15 protein-coding genes are annotated in these 17579 nt (G+C 67.2%); 8 read left to right on the forward strand and 7 right to left on the reverse strand.

What is annotated here, in order from left to right; genetic code table 11:
- Positions 1 to 115: 115 nt before the first annotated feature.
- Positions 116 to 679 carry a hypothetical protein gene (locus U9978_RS11055; RefSeq protein ID WP_322761001.1) on the forward strand — a complete coding sequence of 188 codons (564 nt, stop codon included), beginning with the start codon at positions 116 to 118 and terminating at the stop codon, positions 677 to 679.
- Between the two features lie 58 nt (positions 680 to 737).
- On the opposite strand, the gene U9978_RS11060 is transcribed toward U9978_RS11055, so the two are convergent.
- Both U9978_RS11060 and U9978_RS11065 read right to left on the reverse strand, forming a co-directional pair.
- Positions 738 to 1841: an ABC transporter substrate-binding protein gene (locus U9978_RS11060; protein ID WP_322761002.1), complete on the reverse strand. Its 1104-nt coding sequence runs from the start codon at positions 1839 to 1841 to the stop codon at positions 738 to 740.
- A gap of 307 nt (positions 1842 to 2148) precedes the next feature.
- Positions 2149 to 3162 (reverse strand): hypothetical protein, encoded by a 1014-nt coding sequence (locus U9978_RS11065; protein ID WP_322761003.1) that lies wholly within the window; start codon positions 3160 to 3162, stop codon positions 2149 to 2151.
- A 155-nt stretch (positions 3163 to 3317) separates the two neighbouring features.
- Here U9978_RS11065 and U9978_RS11070 point away from each other — a divergent pair, with 155 nt between their 5' ends.
- The 5 genes from U9978_RS11070 (at position 3318) to U9978_RS11090 (ending at position 8555) form a co-directional block, all read left to right on the forward strand.
- Entirely contained in the window at positions 3318 to 3452 is a 135-nt protein-coding gene (locus tag U9978_RS11070) for a hypothetical protein (protein ID WP_322761004.1), read from the forward strand.
- 225 nt (positions 3453 to 3677) lie between these two features.
- Complete coding sequence (locus U9978_RS11075) at positions 3678 to 4565, forward strand: alkaline phosphatase family protein (RefSeq protein WP_322761005.1); 888 nt, start codon at positions 3678 to 3680, stop codon at positions 4563 to 4565.
- Positions 4566 to 4571: 6 nt separating this feature from the next.
- Entirely contained in the window at positions 4572 to 5978 is a 1407-nt protein-coding gene (locus U9978_RS11080) for an MFS transporter (RefSeq protein WP_322761006.1), read from the forward strand.
- Positions 5975 to 7003, forward strand: coding sequence for a TolB-like translocation protein (locus tag U9978_RS11085; protein WP_322761007.1), 1029 nt, complete (start codon positions 5975 to 5977; stop codon positions 7001 to 7003). Before U9978_RS11080 ends, U9978_RS11085 begins: the two co-directional genes overlap by 4 nt.
- Positions 7004 to 7181: 178 nt before the next feature.
- On the forward strand, positions 7182 to 8555 hold the full coding sequence (locus tag U9978_RS11090) for a M20/M25/M40 family metallo-hydrolase (protein ID WP_416210925.1): 1374 nt from the start codon (positions 7182 to 7184) through the stop codon (positions 8553 to 8555).
- Between the two features lie 99 nt (positions 8556 to 8654).
- On the opposite strand, the gene U9978_RS11095 is transcribed toward U9978_RS11090, so the two are convergent.
- The 3 genes from U9978_RS11095 to U9978_RS11105 form a co-directional block, all read right to left on the reverse strand.
- Positions 8655 to 12041, reverse strand: coding sequence for a pyruvate carboxylase (locus U9978_RS11095; RefSeq protein ID WP_322761017.1), 3387 nt, complete (start codon positions 12039 to 12041; stop codon positions 8655 to 8657).
- Between the two features lie 197 nt (positions 12042 to 12238).
- Positions 12239 to 12904, reverse strand: a complete 666-nt coding sequence (locus U9978_RS11100) for a response regulator (RefSeq protein ID WP_416210927.1) — start codon at positions 12902 to 12904, stop codon at positions 12239 to 12241.
- 299 nt (positions 12905 to 13203) lie between these two features.
- Positions 13204 to 13380 carry a hypothetical protein gene (locus U9978_RS11105; protein WP_322761008.1) on the reverse strand — a complete coding sequence of 59 codons (177 nt, stop codon included), beginning with the start codon at positions 13378 to 13380 and terminating at the stop codon, positions 13204 to 13206.
- 282 nt (positions 13381 to 13662) lie between these two features.
- On the opposite strand from U9978_RS11105, the gene U9978_RS11110 reads away from it, so the two are divergent.
- Complete coding sequence (locus U9978_RS11110) at positions 13663 to 14220, forward strand: hypothetical protein (RefSeq protein ID WP_322761009.1); 558 nt, start codon at positions 13663 to 13665, stop codon at positions 14218 to 14220.
- A gap of 69 nt (positions 14221 to 14289) precedes the next feature.
- Here U9978_RS11110 and U9978_RS11115 read toward each other — a convergent pair whose 3' ends face one another.
- On the reverse strand, positions 14290 to 15132 hold the full coding sequence (locus U9978_RS11115) for a rhomboid family intramembrane serine protease (protein ID WP_322761010.1): 843 nt from the start codon (positions 15130 to 15132) through the stop codon (positions 14290 to 14292).
- Between the two features lie 319 nt (positions 15133 to 15451).
- Positions 15452 to 15736: a GlsB/YeaQ/YmgE family stress response membrane protein gene (locus U9978_RS11120; RefSeq protein ID WP_322761011.1), complete on the reverse strand. Its 285-nt coding sequence runs from the start codon at positions 15734 to 15736 to the stop codon at positions 15452 to 15454.
- 236 nt (positions 15737 to 15972) lie between these two features.
- Between U9978_RS11120 and bioA the strand changes: the two genes are divergently transcribed.
- Entirely contained in the window at positions 15973 to 17253 is a 1281-nt protein-coding gene (bioA, locus tag U9978_RS11125; protein WP_322761012.1) for an adenosylmethionine--8-amino-7-oxononanoate transaminase, read from the forward strand.
- Positions 17254 to 17579: the final 326 nt, after the last annotated feature.

A 17579-nucleotide genomic window follows, 5' to 3' on the forward strand; every position in this document is an offset into this window, starting at 1 on the left:
ATCCACAAATTGATCATGAATCTCTCTTCGGCCGGTTAACGTACGGTTCATATATTTATGACCCAACGCACTGCATGGGAGACATGTGGGCGGCGCGTTCATATCAGGAGGTTTGATGGGTCGGGACAGCAGACACCAGCTTCGGACGATGACGGCCGGTGCCACGGTTGGCGTCACTGTCGCTGTGACGGTCCTGCTCAGTGGGTGCGGCGGCGGTTCAACGCCCGCCACCGCACCCGCGGCATCGGTGCCGGTCGCAGGTGCGTCCGCAGCTGGACTGTCCACCAACGTGCCGACCGACCTGCCGACCGACCTCGACCTGGCACGGACGGCGTCTCCAGCGGCGACGGCGACGCCAGCAGCCACCGCGACGTCGGGAATCGCGGCACTGCGGGGAACGGTCGTCCCCAAGCACTTCCCGTTCCCGAAGGGAGCGACGCCGACGGTCGTGGCGTCCGAGGGCATTGGAGCGACCATTGCGTTGAGCGGTGTGACCGGGGATGAGGCGATCCGGTACTACCGCCAAGCGATGCCCGCTGCCGGTTATACGTTCCAACACCAGGTCAAGTCCGCCACCACGACGGAGCTGACCTTCGTGGGATACAACCAGAGCGTCGAAGTCGTATCGAACGGCACCGGCGCAGCCCAGACCGTGACGGTGATCTTCGCTCCCCAGTGATCCGGTGACGTGACCGATCGCCGCGATGCCCGCGCCATCCGTGGTCAGTGGTCAGTGGTCAGCCGAGCCGTGAGCCGCACAGCGGCGTGGGCGGGACGAGCTGGAAGCGATTCCCATCCGCACTGACCTGGAGGAAGGTGTAGCAACGGCTGAGTTGGCCGAAACCGGCGGTGAAGTCCACGGGCGCGGGCAGCAGTCCGTGCGCGTCATAGTCGTGCACCGCACGCAGCCCGGTGATGAACCGCTGGCGGGTGGGGCAGGTCCCGGCATCGGCGAGTCCTCGAAGGAACATGTCCGCTGAGATCCAGCCGGAGAGCGCGGCCTGCTGGTTCGGTGGCTGAAGTTGTGGGGCGTAATAGGGCACGGCCCGGAGGAATTCCCGATGTGCGGGCGTGTCGGTTTCAAAGGGTGTGTAGTCGACGAAGATGTAGACGCCGGCAAGGGTGGTTCCGAACAGGCGCAGGACGTTCTGATCATAGCCGGTCGGGGAGAGGACGACCCGTAGTCCGGCCCGGGCGGTCCGGGCAGCCGCGACGACTTGGCCGAAGGACGCGGCGGTCACGGCACCGACGAGGACGTCCGCCCCGCTGGCCTTGATGCGTCTGCCGATGTCGGCGGCGTCGATGGGGCCGGTCACGTCGAGGGTCTCGACGACAGGAACACCCGCTGACCGCAGGCTTGTGGTCAGTTCGGCGGCGACGCTCAGCGACGTGGCGGAGAAGGTTGCCTGGGCCACGACCGCGGTGTGGCCGCCGTGAGCGGCGACGAAGTCCCCCCAGGTACTGATGGACGTGCCGTTGGCAATCAGGTTGGAGTAGCTGAACATGTTGTCATAGATCGTCCAGGGTGTTTCCAGGGACGTGCCGGTGACCGGTATCCCGCGGTCGTGCAGGAATCCAGCTGAACCGCTGGCCACCGAGGTCGACTCGATGATGCCGAAGACCTCGTCGGTGTCGACCAGGCTGTGTGCCGCGGCGAGATTGGCAGCCGCTTGGGACTCGTCGTCGCGCCAGGTGTACACCACCTCGCGACCGTTTATTCCACCAGCGTTGTTCGCGACGCCCAGTCGGGCGTCTACACCTGCGCGGAAGGGCAGGAACAGCGAGGCTGCGTTTCCGGTGTCAGGGTACAGCATCCCTAACGTGATCTGGTCCTTGGTCACTCCAGGTTCTCGGCAATCGGTGGCCGTGGCCGGTCTGGTCGATGTATTTCGGGTGTCGCAGGCAGAGATCACGAGTGCACATGCGATGCATAGTCCCGCCATGACTGTGGCCAGCCGCCCGTACCCGTATCCGGGGCGTGCGGTCAGCCTCGCAGCACGCGGTCCCGCGGCGATTCGCCTCACACCACCACGCTAAGCGCTCACAGGCGCCAGCCGCGGTGATTAACAGGAATGGCACCTTCGCGCTACACCACCGCGTGGTTGCCTACCCTGCCCCGCGACGCCGCGTCCCTGTTGCCGGGCGCTCTTACGCGAAGTTGCACTGTCCACCGTTGCGGCCGAAGCCGGGACGGGCGACGTCGAAATCCATGTGGTTGTCGGCACCAGTGATTTTAGGAAGATCGTATATGCACTGGTGCCCGGTGGAGCTGTCGTCGACGGTGACCCGCTGTGACCCGGCGTACATCGCTCCGCTGGTCCAGTCTGGGCCGCCGCTGCTGTAGGTGACCGTGAAGGAGGAGATCGGATATCCCACGGACGAACGCGCATCACCGCCGAAGATCATGAACCTGATCTCGTTCTTGGCTGGCGCGGCCCCGCCCCTGGTCACGTTTCCGGTGATCTGGGCGGTACCCGGGTCCGCGAGGGTGGCGAGCGCGATGGTTCCCACATAGGCGGAGTAGGTCCAGCCGTTCGCCCGGTGGTTGAACCGGTCGACGTAGAAACGGGAGTGTACGTATTCCTGGTCGCGGGTGACGTCGGGGTAGAACTCCAGGGAGAGCCCGGCGGTGCGAGCGCCCCAGTCCGTCCGCAGCGAGCCGCCCTCGACCAGGTTCGGCTGCGTGTCGGGCATGAAGTAGCCGTGTGGGAAGAGAATTCCGTTGCCAGCCGCGAACCGCGTGTAGGTGGCGTAGCTTCCGCGGACCTCGCAGGCATTCACGAAGGTGTCACCGGTACCCGTACGCGGATCGAAGTTCTGGCACGGCAGATATGGCCGGGTGGTCGAGCCGAGAACGAGGTCCGCGCCCACCGCGCCCGAGATCGCGACCGGTTGTCCATTACGGTCAGTGAAACCACTGAACGGGATGGCGACACCGAGGCCGCGCGAGGCGTCGCCGCCGTACTGGGTGGAGTCGGCAGCCTGTGCCGGCGTGGGCTGGGCGAGCAGGAGCACAGTGATCGACATCAGCGTGAGCGCGGCGATGCGGGCTCTACCCCTGCCAGCGGTGGTGCTCCTGCTAGCGGTGGTCGTGCCGCCGGCCACTCGCCTGGACGCTGGAAAGCATGCCCGCCGGCGGAACGGCTGGCGCAAGCGTGTCATCCTCCACCTTGTCCCTTGGTCGGCATACCGGGTTCGCCGGTGACGAACCGGAAGTCTGTCGGCGAGATTAGGGCGGAGTTGCAAAATCTGTATTCCGCGATGATGAACAACAGGTGTGCGTCGGCCGGTGTGGCGGAAAAAACAGGCAGCTTCGTGTGCTGATGGTATTTGCTGCGCGGTTTATTGCGCTCAGCGCTTTCTTCGGTGCTCAGGTCTCAGGTGTTCAGGGTACCGCGCTGACGATTCCGGTCACCGTTCTGTCGCGCTGTTTCAAAACAGGTTCTGCATGAGCTGCCCACGCCTGACTACGCGTGATCAGTTCGTTATGGGTGTCAACCGGGCATACCAGACGGCGGGGGTGGGGTCGGGTAACAACCGGGGTCAAATACCGACACAACTGTTTGTGTGGCCGTCACGTCCGGTCCGCTGACGGGACGGTAACCGCGCGCTTAGCCTGACCCCCGCCCAGTCGACGCCCCTGTGTTGTCCCCCGAGGCATTTTCCGGAGGTCTGCTGTGTCCGTTCCCGCCCGCCTCAGACGCCCGCGCTGGGTGCTCGCAGCGCTCGGTGCCACCGCCGGTCTGGCGGCCGCGGCCGTCGGTCTGCTGCCAGCCAGCGCGCAGGCCGCCGCGCTACCCACACCCGACCACGTGGTCGTGGTCGTACTGGAGAACCATTCCTACTCGCAGATCATCGGTAGCTCGAGCGCGCCGTACATCAACAACACGCTGAAGAGCGGCGGCGCCAACCTCTCGTCCTCCTATGGCATCACCCACCCCAGCCAGCCCAACTACCTTGCGCTCTTCTCCGGCAGCACCCAGGGCATCACCAACGACAGCTGCTACACCCCGCAGTTCAGCAGCGCCGCCAACCTCGGCTCCGAACTTATCGGCGCGGGTCTGACCTGGGGCAGCTACAACGAGGGCCTGCCCTCCGAGGGCTCGACGGTGTGCACCAAGAGCAGCACGAAGTACGCCCGCAAGCACAACCCGTGGTTCGCCTTCAGTAATGTGCCGCTGAACACCGCCCACACCTTCGCGCAGTTCCCAACCGACTACACCACGTTGCCGAAGGTCTCGTTCGTCGTTCCGAACCTGTGCAACGACATGCATGACTGCTCGGTCTCCACCGGTGACACGTGGGTGCAGAACAACCTCGGCGCCTACGCCACCTGGGCCAAGACCCACAACAGCCTCCTCGTCCTGACCTTCGACGAGGACAACGGCTCCAGCAGCAACCACATCGCCACGGTGGTCTACGGGCAGCACGTCATCGTGGGCGGCAGTTCATCGACGACCTACAACCACTACAACGTGCTACGCACGCTGGAGGACCTCAGCGGCCTCACCACCCATGCGGGTAACGCCGCGACCGCATCGGACATCACCGGTATCTGGAACTAAGAGACCGTGTACGTAGCGGACGCCCGCACCGCGTCCGAGTCGTCCGGCCCGGGTCCACACCCGGGCCGGCCGCTCGGCCCCCTGCCCGGCGCCGAGAGCCGCGCCGAGATTCGCCCGGCCGGCCGCACCGTGCTGCGGGCGGTGCCGCACACGGTGCTCATCCTGGGCACGGTCAGCCTCATCACCGATGTCTCCTCGGAGATGGTCACCGCCGTTCTGCCGCTGTACCTGGTGACCGAACTGGGTCTGTCCCCGCTGGGGTTTGGCCTGCTCGACGGCGTCTACAACGGGGTCAGCGCACTGGTCCGCCTCGTCGGTGGCAACCTCGCCGACCGTGGCCGGCGGCACAAGACCATCGCGGCGTTCGGGTACGGTATGTCCGCTCTGTGCAAGCCGGCCCTGCTCGCCGTCCACAGCGTGCCGTTGATCGGTGCTGTTCTCGCCGTCGACCGCACCGGCAAGGGCCTGCGTACAGCCCCCCGCGACGCGATGATCTCACTTGCCGCGCCGCCCGGTGCCCAGGGCCGTTCCTTCGGCGTGCACCGCGCCATGGACACCGCGGGAGCGCTGCTGGGCCCGCTCACGGCCTTCTTCGTCCTGCGGACGGCTGCCGGGGGATTCGACGCCGTGTTCATGGTGAGCTTCTGCATCGCCACCATGGGCGTGCTGGTGCTGCTGCTTTTCGCTCCCGGACGTGTCCCGGCGCCGGCCCCACCCAGCTGTGCCGCGGTGCAGCCGGCCGCAGCCCAACCGGCCGTGGCGGCAGCCACGGTGTCCGTGCGCGCGGCGCTCGGTCTGTTGGGCCGACCGCACCTGCGGCGGCTCACGCTCTGTGCGTTCCTGCTGGGTCTGGCGACGGTCAGCGACTCCTTCGTCTACCTGCTGCTGCAGCGACGCCTGGGTCTGTCCGAGCGCTGGTTCCCGCTCCTGCCGCTCGGTACGGCGGGCGCGTTCCTGCTGCTGGCTGTCCCGCTCGGCCAGGCTGCCGACCGGTTCGGCCGCTGGCGGGTCTTCCTCGCCGGGCATCTGGGCCTGCTCGTGGCCTACGGGCTGCTGCTCGCGCCGACGCACGCAACGGGAGAGCAGGTCGGGCCGGTGACGGTAGCCGGCCTGGTTGTAGCCGGCCTGCCGGTCGCGGTGCTCGTCCTGCACGGCGCCTTCTACGCCGCGACCGACGGGGTGCTCATGGCGGCCGCGGCCGGCTCGGTGCCGGCCGAGCTGCGGGCCAGCGGCCTGGCGCTGGTACAGACCGGGCAGGCCGGCGCCCGCTTCGGGTGTTCGTTGTCGTTCGGCGCGGCCTGGACGGCGTGGGGGAGCCACACCGCGCTGATCGTCGCCACGGTGACGCTGGCGACCTGCGCCGCGGCGAGCGCGATCATTGCACCCATCGCAGCAGTGGAGGCGACACAGTGACCGTACGTACCCGCCTGCTCGTCCTACTCGCCGCGATCGGGCTGCTCACCGCGATCGCCGTGGGCTCGGTGCGCCACGCCGCCGACCGCGGCGCCCGCCGCGATCGCACGGTTGGCGGCGTGGCGGTGACCGCTGGGCAGGTCGCGCTCACCGCTGCGGATTCGACCCGGGCGCCGATGCTGGTCTTCCGCAACATGCTCTGGGGTCCGCACCGTGACGAGCTGACATCGGTGCCGTCGGCGGACCCGGCCGGTCCGCGTACCGCGTCCACAGTTCACTGCCAGCGCTTCTACGCCGCGGCCGGGACAGGTATCTGCCTGCAGGCGGTGCACGCCGCGGTGTCGGACACCTTCGCGGCGGTGATACTCGATGCGGGCCTGCGCGAACAGCGGCGCTACTTCCTCGACGGCATCCCCACCCGGGCGCGGGTTTCCCCGAGCGGCCATCTGGTCGCATGGACGGTTTTCGTCAGCGGCGACTCCTACGGGGTCGGGCAGTTTTCCACCCGTACCTCGATTCTGGACACCCGCACCTGGACCCTTCAGCGCACGCTGGAGGACTACCAGGTCGTGAAGGACGGGCATGCCTACCGCAACGCTGACGTCAACTTCTGGGGCGTGACCTTCGCCGACGACGATCACTTCTACGCGACGCTCGCCACCGGCGGGAGCACCTACCTGGTACGGGGTGACGTCGTGACCCGCACGCTCACCACTGTGCGTGAGAACGTCGAGTGTCCGTCACTGGCACCGGACGGGACCCGGCTGGCATTCAAGAAGCGGGTGCCGGGCCTGCCCGCCGACGCGCCCTGGCGGCTGTACGTCCTCGATCTTCAGGCGATGGTCGAAACGCCTCTCGCCGAGAACCGCAGTGTTGATGATCAGGCGGTCTGGCTTGACGACGAGACACTCACCTACGCGCTGCCCGGGGACTTCGGCAGCGATATGTGGACGGTTGCGGCCAACGGTGGCGGCAACCCGCGGCGGTTGCTGACGGCGGCGATGGCGCCAGCAGTGATCAGCTGAGCCGGTGCCGGCCGCGCGTACATGCAGGCTGCCCGCGGCCAGTGGACCGCTCCACAGCTCATCAACCGTTGATCGATGGGGCTGCGACCGGCTGCGAGATCAACCTCAGCTGTAGTCAACGGTGTTGACGGCATCTCTTGTTGCAATTAATCTTCAACCACGCTGGCAAACTAGTCCCATGGCAAGCAACCACCCGGTCTCCAATGACACAACAACGTCCCTGTCGGCCACATCTGATCTGGTTCCGATACCCAGCGTAACGGCGCAGGATGAGGCGGTCGAGATCTGCCGGGACCTGTTGCGGATCGACTCGGTGAACCGAGGCAGCGGTGACGGCAATGAACGGGCGATCGCCGAGTACGTTGCCGCCAAACTCGCCGAGGTCGGCCTGGAGACGACCCTGCTGGAATCGGAACCGGGCCGTACCAGCGTCATCAGCAGGGTCGAAGGCCGTGACCCGAGTCGGGCACCGCTGCTCATCCACGGTCATCTCGACGTGGTGCCGGCGGATCCGGCGGACTGGCGGGTCCACCCCTTCAGCGGCGAGATCGTCGATGGGTGCCTGTGGGGGAGGGGCGCTGTCGACATGAAGGACATGGACGCGATGACCCTCGCAGTCATTCGTGATCTTGTCCGGTCCGGTCGCCGTCCACCGCGCGATCTGGTCCTCGCCTTCGTGGCTGACGAGGAGGCCGGCGGCACCCTGGGCGCCCGTTGGCTGGTCGACAATCACCCGCAGCTGTTCGCCGACTGCACCGAGGCGATCAGCGAGGTCGGCGGCTTCTCCTACACCGTCTCCGACGACCTGCGGCTGTACCTCATCGAGACGGCCCAGAAGGGCATCGCCTGGATGAAGCTCACCGTTGCCGGCCGGGTGGGACATGGATCGATGATCAACGATGACAATGCGGTCACCGCGCTGTGCGAGGCGATCGTACGGCTGGGCCGCCATCGTTTCCCCGTGGTCCTGACCCCGACCGTGCGCATGTTCCTGGACTCCGTCGGCGACGCGCTCGGCATCGATGTGCAGACCGAGGACCTGGAGACCACGATCGCCAAGCTGGGGCCGATAGCTCGGATGATCGGTGCCACCATCCGCAACACGGTGAACCCCACGCAGCTCGAGGCCGGCGCGAAGGTCAACGTCATCCCGGGCGAGGCCACCGCCTACGTCGACGGGCGCTTCCTGCCGGGCCAGGAGGAGGAGTTCCTCCGCCAGATCGACGAACTGATCGGCCCGGCGGTCCGCCGCGACTGGGTCGTCTACGACCAGGCGCTGGAGACCGGGTTCGACGGGCCGCTGGTGGACGCCATGGCCGGCGCTCTGCGGGCCGAGGACCCGACCGCCCGGGTCGTCCCCTACATGCTCTCGGGCGGCACGGACGCCAAGTCCTTCTCCCGGCTGGGAATCCGGTGCTTCGGCTTCTCCCCGTTGCTGCTACCCGCGGACCTGGACTTCGCCGGGATGTTCCACGGTGTGGACGAACGGGTGCCGGTCGAATCGCTGCGTTTCGGTGTCCGCGTCCTCGACCGTTTCCTCGCAGCCTCATGACGCAGCCTCATGACGCAGTGCCATAGGACGGCCTCATAGGGTCGCCGCGGCCCCGGGTCCGAGCGGGACCGCGCTCAGACCCGGGGCCGGCGTCCTGGGTCAGCTGCCGGTCGGGTCCGGGATGACGACGAGCAGAAGGTCGCCGACCTCGACCGAGACACCGGACGAGCGGAGCACCTCGGTGACGGTTCCCGTGTGTGGGCTGGTGACGGCCGCCTCCATCTTCATGGCCTCGATGGTCGCGAGCCGGTCACCCTGGCCGACCCGGTCACCGGCAACGACTGCGTAGGTGACCAGGCCGGGTAGCCCCGCGGGGATCTGGGTCGGATCGCCCGGATCGGCGCGTCGGGCGGCGTTGGACGCCGGCGCGATGGAGTTGTCCCGCACCGACACCGGCCGTGGCGCTCCGTTGACCCGCAGGTAGAGGGTGCGCATACCCGCATCGTCCGGTCCACCGATGTCGTGCAGCTCGACGATGGTCTCGACACCCGGTTCCACCGTGACGACCACCGGCTTACCCGGGGTGAGGCCGTAGAAGAACTCCTCGGTGGGGATCGCCGCACTGTTGCCGTACGCGGCCAGCGCCGCGGTGTAGTCCTTCCACGGACCCGGGAACAGCAGCCGGGACAGTGCCTCCCGCCGGCCTGCGCCGGCCAGTGCCGCGGTGTCCGCCGCGCTGAGCTCGGCTGTGGGCGCGGCCGGGCGCCGGCCGGCGAGCGCACGTTCGCGGAACGGCTCGGCAAAGCCTGCCGGCGGGGTACCGAGTTCGCCCGCCAGGTAGCCCAGGACGCTCGCTGGTAGGTCGTACCGTTGCGGATGATCCCGCAGGGCGGCGACGTCGATATCGCCGCTTGCGATGAACAACGCCAGGTCTCCGACGACCTTGCTCGTCGGAGTGACCTTGATGGGTTTGCCGAGCAGGTCGTTGGCCAGGGCGTAGCACTCCTGCACCTGTGACCACTTCGCGCCAAGTCCGAGCGCGATCGCCTGCTGACGTAGGTTCGTCAGCTGCCCGCCGGGGATCTCATGGCGGTACACCGCACCGGTCGGTGCCCGCAGGCCCGCCTCGAAGGGCGCGTAGAGGTCACGCGCAGCCTCCCAGTACGGCTCCATGGCGGACAGCGCGGCCAGGTCGATCCCGGTCGCGCGCGGGGTGTGGTCGGTGGCGGCGACCAACGCGGACATGTTCGGCTGGCTGGTTCCACCCGACAGCGGCGCGGCCGCGGCGTCCACAGCGTCCGCGCCGGCGTCGGCCGCCGCGAGCAGGGTGGCGAGCTGACCGCCGGCGGTGTCGTGGGTGTGCACATGGACGGGCAGGTCGAAGTTCGCCCGCAGCGCCGTCACCAGGATGCGCGCCGCGGCCGGTCGCAGGAGCCCTGCCATGTCCTTGACCGCGAGTACGTGGGTGCCGGCGGCGACGAGTCCTTCGGCCAGGCGAAGATAGTAGTCGAGGGTGTAGATCGATTCGGTTGGATCCGCCAGGTCACCGGTGTAACACAGGGTGCCCTCGGCGACCGCCCCAGCCTCGATGACCGCGTCGATCGCCGGCCGCATCTGCTCGATGTCGTTCAGCGCGTCGAACACGCGGAAGATGTCGATACCGGTTGCGGCCGCTTCGGCGACGAACGCCCGGACCACGTCATCGGGGTAGGGAGTGTAGCCGACCGCGTTGCGTCCGCGCAGCAGCATCTGTAGGCAGATGTTCGGTACCCGCTCGCGGATGGCCGCGAGACGCTCCCACGGGTCCTCCGCCAGGAACCGCAGCGCCACATCGTAGGTCGCCCCGCCCCAGCACTCCAGGCTCAGCAGCTCGGGGGTGAGCCTGGAGTATGCGGGCGCCGCCGCGAGAATCTCAGTGGTCCGCAGCCGGGTGGCCAGCAGCGACTGATGGGCGTCACGCAAGGTGGTGTCGGTGACCGCGAGCTGCTCGGACGCCCGCAGCCTCGCCGCCCATTCCCGTGGTCCGAGCTCGGTGAGAAGCTGGCGGGATCCGGCCGGCGCCATGGCGGGGGGCAATGACGGCAACATGGTCACCGGGTCGACCAGCGTGCCGGCCGGTCGCTTGTGCCCGTTGACGGTGCTGTGCGCGAGCCGGTCCAGCAGGCGGCTGGTCCGGTCGGTTCCGCCGTCACCGATCGACAGAGCGGGCCGGTCGTCCAGGAAGGACGTGGTCACGTGTCCCGCCAGGAAGTCCGGCTCGGCCAGCAACCGGCGCAGGAACTTCAGGTTCGTGCGCACACCGCGGACCCGGAACTCCGCCAGCGCCCGGCGGGCCCGCCCGGTGGCCTGCTCGAAGGTGGCGCCCCGGGTCGTCACCTTGACCAGCAACGAGTCGAAGTACGGGGTGACCTGCGCACCCTCGTAGGTCGCCCCGTCCAGTCGAACTCCCGGGCCGCCCGGGGACTGGTATCGGGTGATCTTCCCGATGTCCGGGCGGAAGCCGTCCGCCGGGTCCTCGGTGGTCACCCGGCACTGCACCGCGGCCCCGCGGATCGTGATCGATTCCTGGGTGAGGCCCAGGTCGGCCAGGGTCGCACCGGCGGCGATCCGCAACTGGGCCGCGACCAGATCGACACCGGTGATCTCCTCGGTCACGGTGTGCTCGACCTGGATGCGCGGGTTCATCTCCATGAAGGTGTGTGAGCCGTCGGCCGCAACCAGGAACTCGACCGTGCCCGCGTTGACATAGCCGACATGCCGGGCGAACGCAAGCGCATCCACGCACAGCTGGTCACGGACAGCCGGATCGAGCAGTGGCGCGGGCGCCACCTCGACGACCTTCTGATGGCGGCGCTGTACCGAACAGTCCCGTTCGTAGAGGTGGACGACATTCCCGGCCGCGTCGCCGAGAACCTGCACCTCGATATGGCGGGGCCGGTCCACCGCCTGCTCAAGGAAGATCGTTCCATCGCCGAACGCCGCTGCAGCCTCCCTGATCGCGCTCGCCGCCGCATCGGCGAGATCATCGATCCGCTGCACCCGGCGTAGCCCGCGGCCACCACCACCGGCCGATGCCTTCACGAACAGTGGAAAGCCCACCGCTTCGGCGGCTTCGGCGGCGGCCGCCGGGTCCGTCAGCGGGGCCGAGGCTCTCAGCACCGGCAGGCCCGCGGCCACCGCGGCCTCACGGGCGGCCACCTTGTCGCCGGTGAGGCGCAGCACCTGCGGCGGGGGACCGACGAACGTGATGCCGGCCAGTACACACGCCTCGGCCAACGCCGCACTCTCCGAGAGGAAGCCGTAGCCCGGGTGCAGCGCGTCCGCGCCGACCCGCTTCGCCACGGCCAGCAGGGCATCGACATCCAGATATCCCCGGACGGGATGTCCTGGCTCACCGAGTTCATATGCTTCATCGGCCTTTATCCGGTGCAGCGAACCCACGTCTTCGGGCGTATAGACGGCGACAGTACGCAGGCCCAGTTCGTTCGCGGCTCGGAAGACACGAACAGCGATCTCGCTGCGGTTCGCGACCAGGACCTTGTTGATCAAAGTGGCACCCCTCCACGACGCGGACAAGCGTCCCCTCACTGGGTCGACCCCGGACGGCTGTCTACCCGGACGAATTGTCGCAGTGTTTTCGGGCACGTGCCGTTGTTGTCTTCGGCTGGCAACCGTGGTCCACGGTTCTGATCTAGGAGGCCGCTGAACAACGTCTTCAGCGGCCTCCTAACCGCCGAGGCTTCCTAGCCGCCGAGTCTGGTGGCGAACACCGCAGCCTGGGTCCGACTCTCCAGCCCGAGCTTGGACAGCAGGCTGGACACGTAGTTCTTCACCGTCTTCTCCGCCAGGAACATCCGGGTGGCGATCTGTCGGTTGGTGAGCCCTTCGGCGATGAGCGCGAGAATGCGACGCTCCTGGTCGGTCAGGCCGGCAAGCTGCCCGCCCTCGTCGGAGTCCTGCCGAAGTCGGCACAGTACACGCGGCGTGACCGTGCGGTCCAGCAGCGACTGGCCGGCCGCGACCCGCCGCACGGCGTCCACCAGCGCGGTGCCACGAATCTGTTTGAGCACGTATCCGGCGGCTCCCGCCATGATCGCGGTGAACAGCGCGTCCTCGTCGTCGAAGGAGGTGAGGATCAGGCAGCCGATTGTCGGGTCCTGCGAGCGGACCTGCCGGCACACCTCGATCCCGCTGCCGTCCGGTAGACGTGCGTCGAGGATCGCGACGTTGGGCCGCGTCGCGAGGATCGCCTGGTCCGCACCGTCGGCCCGATCGGCTTCGCCGACCACGTCGATGCCGTGCTCACCGGCAAGGAGATCGCGTAGCCCGCGACGAACCAATTCATGATCATCCAAGAGGAACACCCGGATCGCGGTCGCGTCCGGTGCGATCCCAACCGGTCCGGCCACGTTCGCAGATTTCTCCGACACCGTATTCTCCGCCTGACCGGGGTTGTCTGTCACTACAAGTCACATTACGCAAACAGATTCTAACCGAGTCGGTGGAGCTTGACCCCCGGCTCTTACGTAATCGGCGACTGCCGGTTTCCGCGGGAGCGCCTCGTGTGTGGCAGAGCTCAACGCGGCAGTCTCCGGCGGCGTCGTCGGGTCGTCGCTGCGATGACCCGACGACCCGACAACTTCGTCACCACAATGAGATTGTTAAGTTACATCACGTTACATCTAGTTGGCTGGAAAACTAGATGATCTCAAAATTGGACCGTTATGGTTCCGCCAAGTAGCGGGATCGGCCAGAGGATCACCGCCAGGATGAAGGTGACAACCTGAGAGCCGTTATGAACCTCGTAGGTCTTGCTGACTGCGATGACGATGCCTACGACGAGCCAGACCAGGGCGACGATGGGAACCTGTGCACGGGTACGCATGGTGGTCCTCTCTGGGTCAGGGTTCCGAGGATGTTCGAGGTGGCGAAGGCGTCATCTCCGGCGCCCACGCCGCACTGCGTCTCTGATCAGACCGATTAGCGGATCTTTACCCCGGTCGCGGTGTTGAAACGCCTGATGAACAGATGTGTCGCCAATGTCTCGTGAGCACCCCGGTGCAGGAAGCGACCAGGGCATCCGGGAAGATGCGCTACCGGATTCTCGCGAGGTTGCTCGCGGCTGCCACGGTCCGGAGATTGTTCACGTGTGAGGGAGGACGTCGCCATGCGGCTGGGTAGAAGCGGTGCGGATTCAGGTCCAGCACCTGTCGAGCGGGTTGTCAAGATCCTCGAGGAGTACGTCGGTGGCCTCCCGGTGGCCGGCCCGGACGAGCCGTTCGTGTTTGTCCGGACCTGGACGCTCACGCGGACCGGCTCGGCTTCACCGCTGTCATCGGTATCACCCGCGACAGCACCCGCGGGTGTGTCGCTCCAGGTCGGGTGCGTGGTGTCGCGGCGGTCCACCGCCGACGAGGGCACGGACGAGCGCCCGGACGAAGTCGACGATCAGCGGACGTACGAACAGCTCATCGGCGCGGCCAAGGCGCTGGCTGCGAACGGGTTCGGGACCGAGGAGGTTTTCGAGGGCTGGCGGACGGTCGCCATCGAGGTTGCGCTGCCATCGGCCGCCCGGACCGCCGAGGCCGCCGACAAGGCAAAGCAAGCCGAGCAGGGCGAGCAAGCCGAGACGGCTGAGACGGCTGAGACGGCTGAGACGGCTGAGAAGGCTGAGAAGAAGCGGCGTCGTGGACTGCGCCGGCCGGAGCCTGTTCCTGTTTCGTAGATGCCCGTGAGCCCGCCGGCCGCGCGAGAAGAACCATGATCGCGCGGCCGGCGGCTGGCGGGGAACTCGTCAGGACCAGGGAGTCCGGCGGACCCAGCGGTAGTCGGGGGCGTGGCGACGAGGGGGCCCCGCGGCCCGCAGTTCGCGGACGAACGGGATGACCGCCAGGGCGCCGAAGACGAACCCGACCACATGGGCGCCATAGGCCACGCTGCCACCGTCGGCGACGCCCATCCCGGTGAAATACACGTATTGCAGCGCGAACCAGAAGCCCAGCACGAGCCATGCCGGCAGCCAGAACGGCAGGAAGAACAGGAACGTGACGAGGCCGATGACCCGCGCCCGCGGGAACACCACGAGGTAAGCGCCGAGAACACCGGCGATCGCCCCGGACGCGCCGATGAGTGTCGTGGTCGAGTCCGGTTCGAACAGCGCGAACCCGTAGGCGGCCGTGTATCCGCACACCACGTAGAAGATCAGATATAGAAATCGGCCCATGCGGTCCTCGATGTTGTTGCCGAAGACGCCCAGAAACAGCATGTTACCGAGCAGGTGCAGCCAGCTTCCGTGCAGGAACATGGACGTCAGTACCGACAGCACCGGCGACTTGACGAACGACGGCGGGGACTCCAGCTCGCAGAGCACCTGGCCCTGGGCGTTCCGGCCGGGGGAGTTGCCGCTCGGTACCCGATCGAGCTGCTGGTTATCCAGCATCTCCACGGGAATCGCACCCCACCGGTCGAAGAACCGTTGCTGTTCGCACACGTTCTGCGCGGCTGACGTGCTGAAGCCGGCAACCGAGGACACGATCGGCTCGAAGAACACGAAGACGGCGACGTTCACCGCAATCAGCAGCCAGGTCATGATCGGCCGGCGGCGAAGTGGGTTGATGTCGTGAATCGGCAGGACCACACGCTTATCCTGCCCGTGGCGCCGGCCCGGCCCACCACCGCCTCCCGCCTGCGGGCGTGGCAGTGCGGGGAACGTGCGATCCGATCACTGATGCAAACCGGGCAGCGCAGGACAGGGAACCGGACCAGGACGAGTGGATGGTTGACATACATTTTCCACCCGAAAACCCGCGTCTCCGGACGTCGTCCTTCCACTCGTCGCACCGCATGGAATGCGGATCAAGGAGTGGGGCTGGAGTGCGTGTAGATCGCGAGGTGCGTGCTTCGGCCCCGCGACGCCGCGTCCCCTATTGTCGGTCGCTCTAAGTAACGAATTCTTGTCAATAACGACTGTCGCTGTGCTGGGACTGTCGGTTCATCCACACGGGTGTCACGAGGACGACGAGCCCGGCGGCCACACCGACCTGCAGGATATGGCGTATCCAGTCGACACCACCGGTGTGGGCTACGCCGATCGCGCCAGCGATGATGTTGCCGACCAGTGCGCCGATAATCCCAACGATTACCGTGAGCCACAAAGGGATCTTCTGCGGACCCCGGACGACGAGGCGGGCCAGCAGGCCGATGACGAGACCTGCGAGCACGATCCAGATCAGTTGAAACACGGTGACCTTCCCCGGGCGAGACCGATACCGCTGCCGGTGACGGTCTTTCCGGGTACCGACCCCCACAAACGCCGCCGCCTACCGCCTCTGTCCGCCGTCGGTGCCTCCAGTGTGACAGGTTCGTCCAGGCTACCGGGGCCGGTCGTGCTGCGCGGTAGACATGCGGTATGGGGCACAGCCGGTGGGGATCAGGTCAGTCAGGATCAGACGGGTGGGGATCAGGCCGGTACAGCGACGTGGCGGAGCTGCTCGCCGACGACCGGGCGCATGTGTGGCATCCGTACGCGTCGGTGACCGACCCGCTGCCGGTGTTCCCGGTGGCCTCGGCGGCCGGGGTACGGCTGCGACTGGCCGACGGCCGGGAGCTGATCGACGGGATGTCGTCGTGGTGGGCCGCGATCCACGGATACGCCCACCCGGTCCTCGATCAGGCTGTCCGTACCCAACTCGACGACATGGCGCATGTGATGTTCGGTGGGCTCACCCACGCCCCCGCGGTGACGCTCGCGCGGACCCTGGTCGAGATCACTCCGGCTCCGCTGGAGAAGGTGTTCTTCAGCGACTCCGGGTCGGTCGCCGTCGAGGTCGCGATCAAGATGGCGTTGCAGTACGCGCGGGGGACAGGCCGGCTCGAGCGGACGAGACTGCTCACCGTCCGGCGTGGCTACCACGGCGACACATCCGGCGCCATGGCCGTGTGCGACCCCGACACCGGCATGCATCACCTGTTCACCGGCCTGCTCCCGCGTCACCTGTTCGCGCCCGCACCGCGACCGCGTTTCGACGAACCCTGCGCTGAGCATGATGTCGCCGACATCGCCCGGCTGCTCGACGAGCATCAGCACGAGATCGCCGCAGTGATCGTCGAGCCGGTCGTTCAGGGAGCTGGGGCGATGCGCTTCTACGCCCCCGGCTGGCTCAGGCGCGTGCGTGAGCTGTGTGACGTCCACGGCATCCTGCTCATCGCGGATGAGATCGCCACCGGTTTCGGTCGGTCGGGGGAGCTCTTCGGCTGCGACCACGCCGGGATCGGCCCGGACATCATGTGTGTGGGTAAGGCCATGACCGGCGGCTACCTGTCGATGGCCGCGACCTTGTGCACGGACGAGGTGGCGCGTGGGGTGTGCGCGTCCGAGGCGGGCGCGTTCATGCACGGTCCGACGTTCATGGGTAACCCGTTGGCCGCGGCTGTCGCGAACGCCAGTATCGACCTGCTGTTGACCAGCCCGTGGCGGAGCCGGGTTCGTGATCTTCAGGTCTGGTTGGAACAGGGACTGGCACCCGCCCGAGATCTCGCCGGGGTTGCCGACGTCCGGACGCTCGGCGCGATCGGGGTGATCGAGACCCGCGAACCCGTGGACCTACGGGTGATCCAACCGTTGCTGGTGGAGCTGGGAGTCTGGGTCCGTCCCTTCGGCCGGCTCGTTTATGCGATGCCGCCGTACGTCATGACGTGTCCCGACGTGGCCGCTCTGGCCGCGGCGATGGTCGAGGCGGTTGCTCGCACGACCGGTTGATCGACTCGCTCATCCAGGCGCTGACCTGCGCGAACAGGTCCCCGAGGGGATAGGAGCGTGGCGCGGATCGGTTCGCGCCGGCACATCGCCCGACGGCCTGCATGTCGGGACATCACCAAAAGTGGTTGCGGTTGCCGGTCGATCCTTCGTACTCTTTGTTTCCAAGGGCGCACTGTGAGTAATAGGCCGGGACGGGTCGAACCGGGACGGAGCGATCGAGGAAGGTCAACACCAGATGATGTCACGCATTGCGTTACCTCCGCAGGTGAGAATGACGCACGCTGCCGGAACAGCCGACTCTCTCGAAACGGTTGATTCGGCTGGAG

Source organism: Protofrankia sp. Cr2, assembly GCF_963555885.1.
Classification (GTDB): domain Bacteria; phylum Actinomycetota; class Actinomycetes; order Frankiales; family Frankiaceae; genus Protofrankia.

Coding starts and splice junctions, on each gene's coding strand:
- U9978_RS11065 (WP_322761003.1), bottom strand. CDS start 3,162: ATGACACGCTTGCGCCAGCCGTTCCGCCGGCGGGCATGCTTTCCAGCG.
- U9978_RS11110 (WP_322761009.1), top strand. CDS start 13,663: ATGCGGCTGGGTAGAAGCGGTGCGGATTCAGGTCCAGCACCTGTCGAG.
- U9978_RS11055 (WP_322761001.1), top strand. CDS start 116: ATGGGTCGGGACAGCAGACACCAGCTTCGGACGATGACGGCCGGTGCC.
- U9978_RS11090 (WP_416210925.1), top strand. CDS start 7,182: ATGGCAAGCAACCACCCGGTCTCCAATGACACAACAACGTCCCTGTCG.
- U9978_RS11105 (WP_322761008.1), bottom strand. CDS start 13,380: ATGCGTACCCGTGCACAGGTTCCCATCGTCGCCCTGGTCTGGCTCGTC.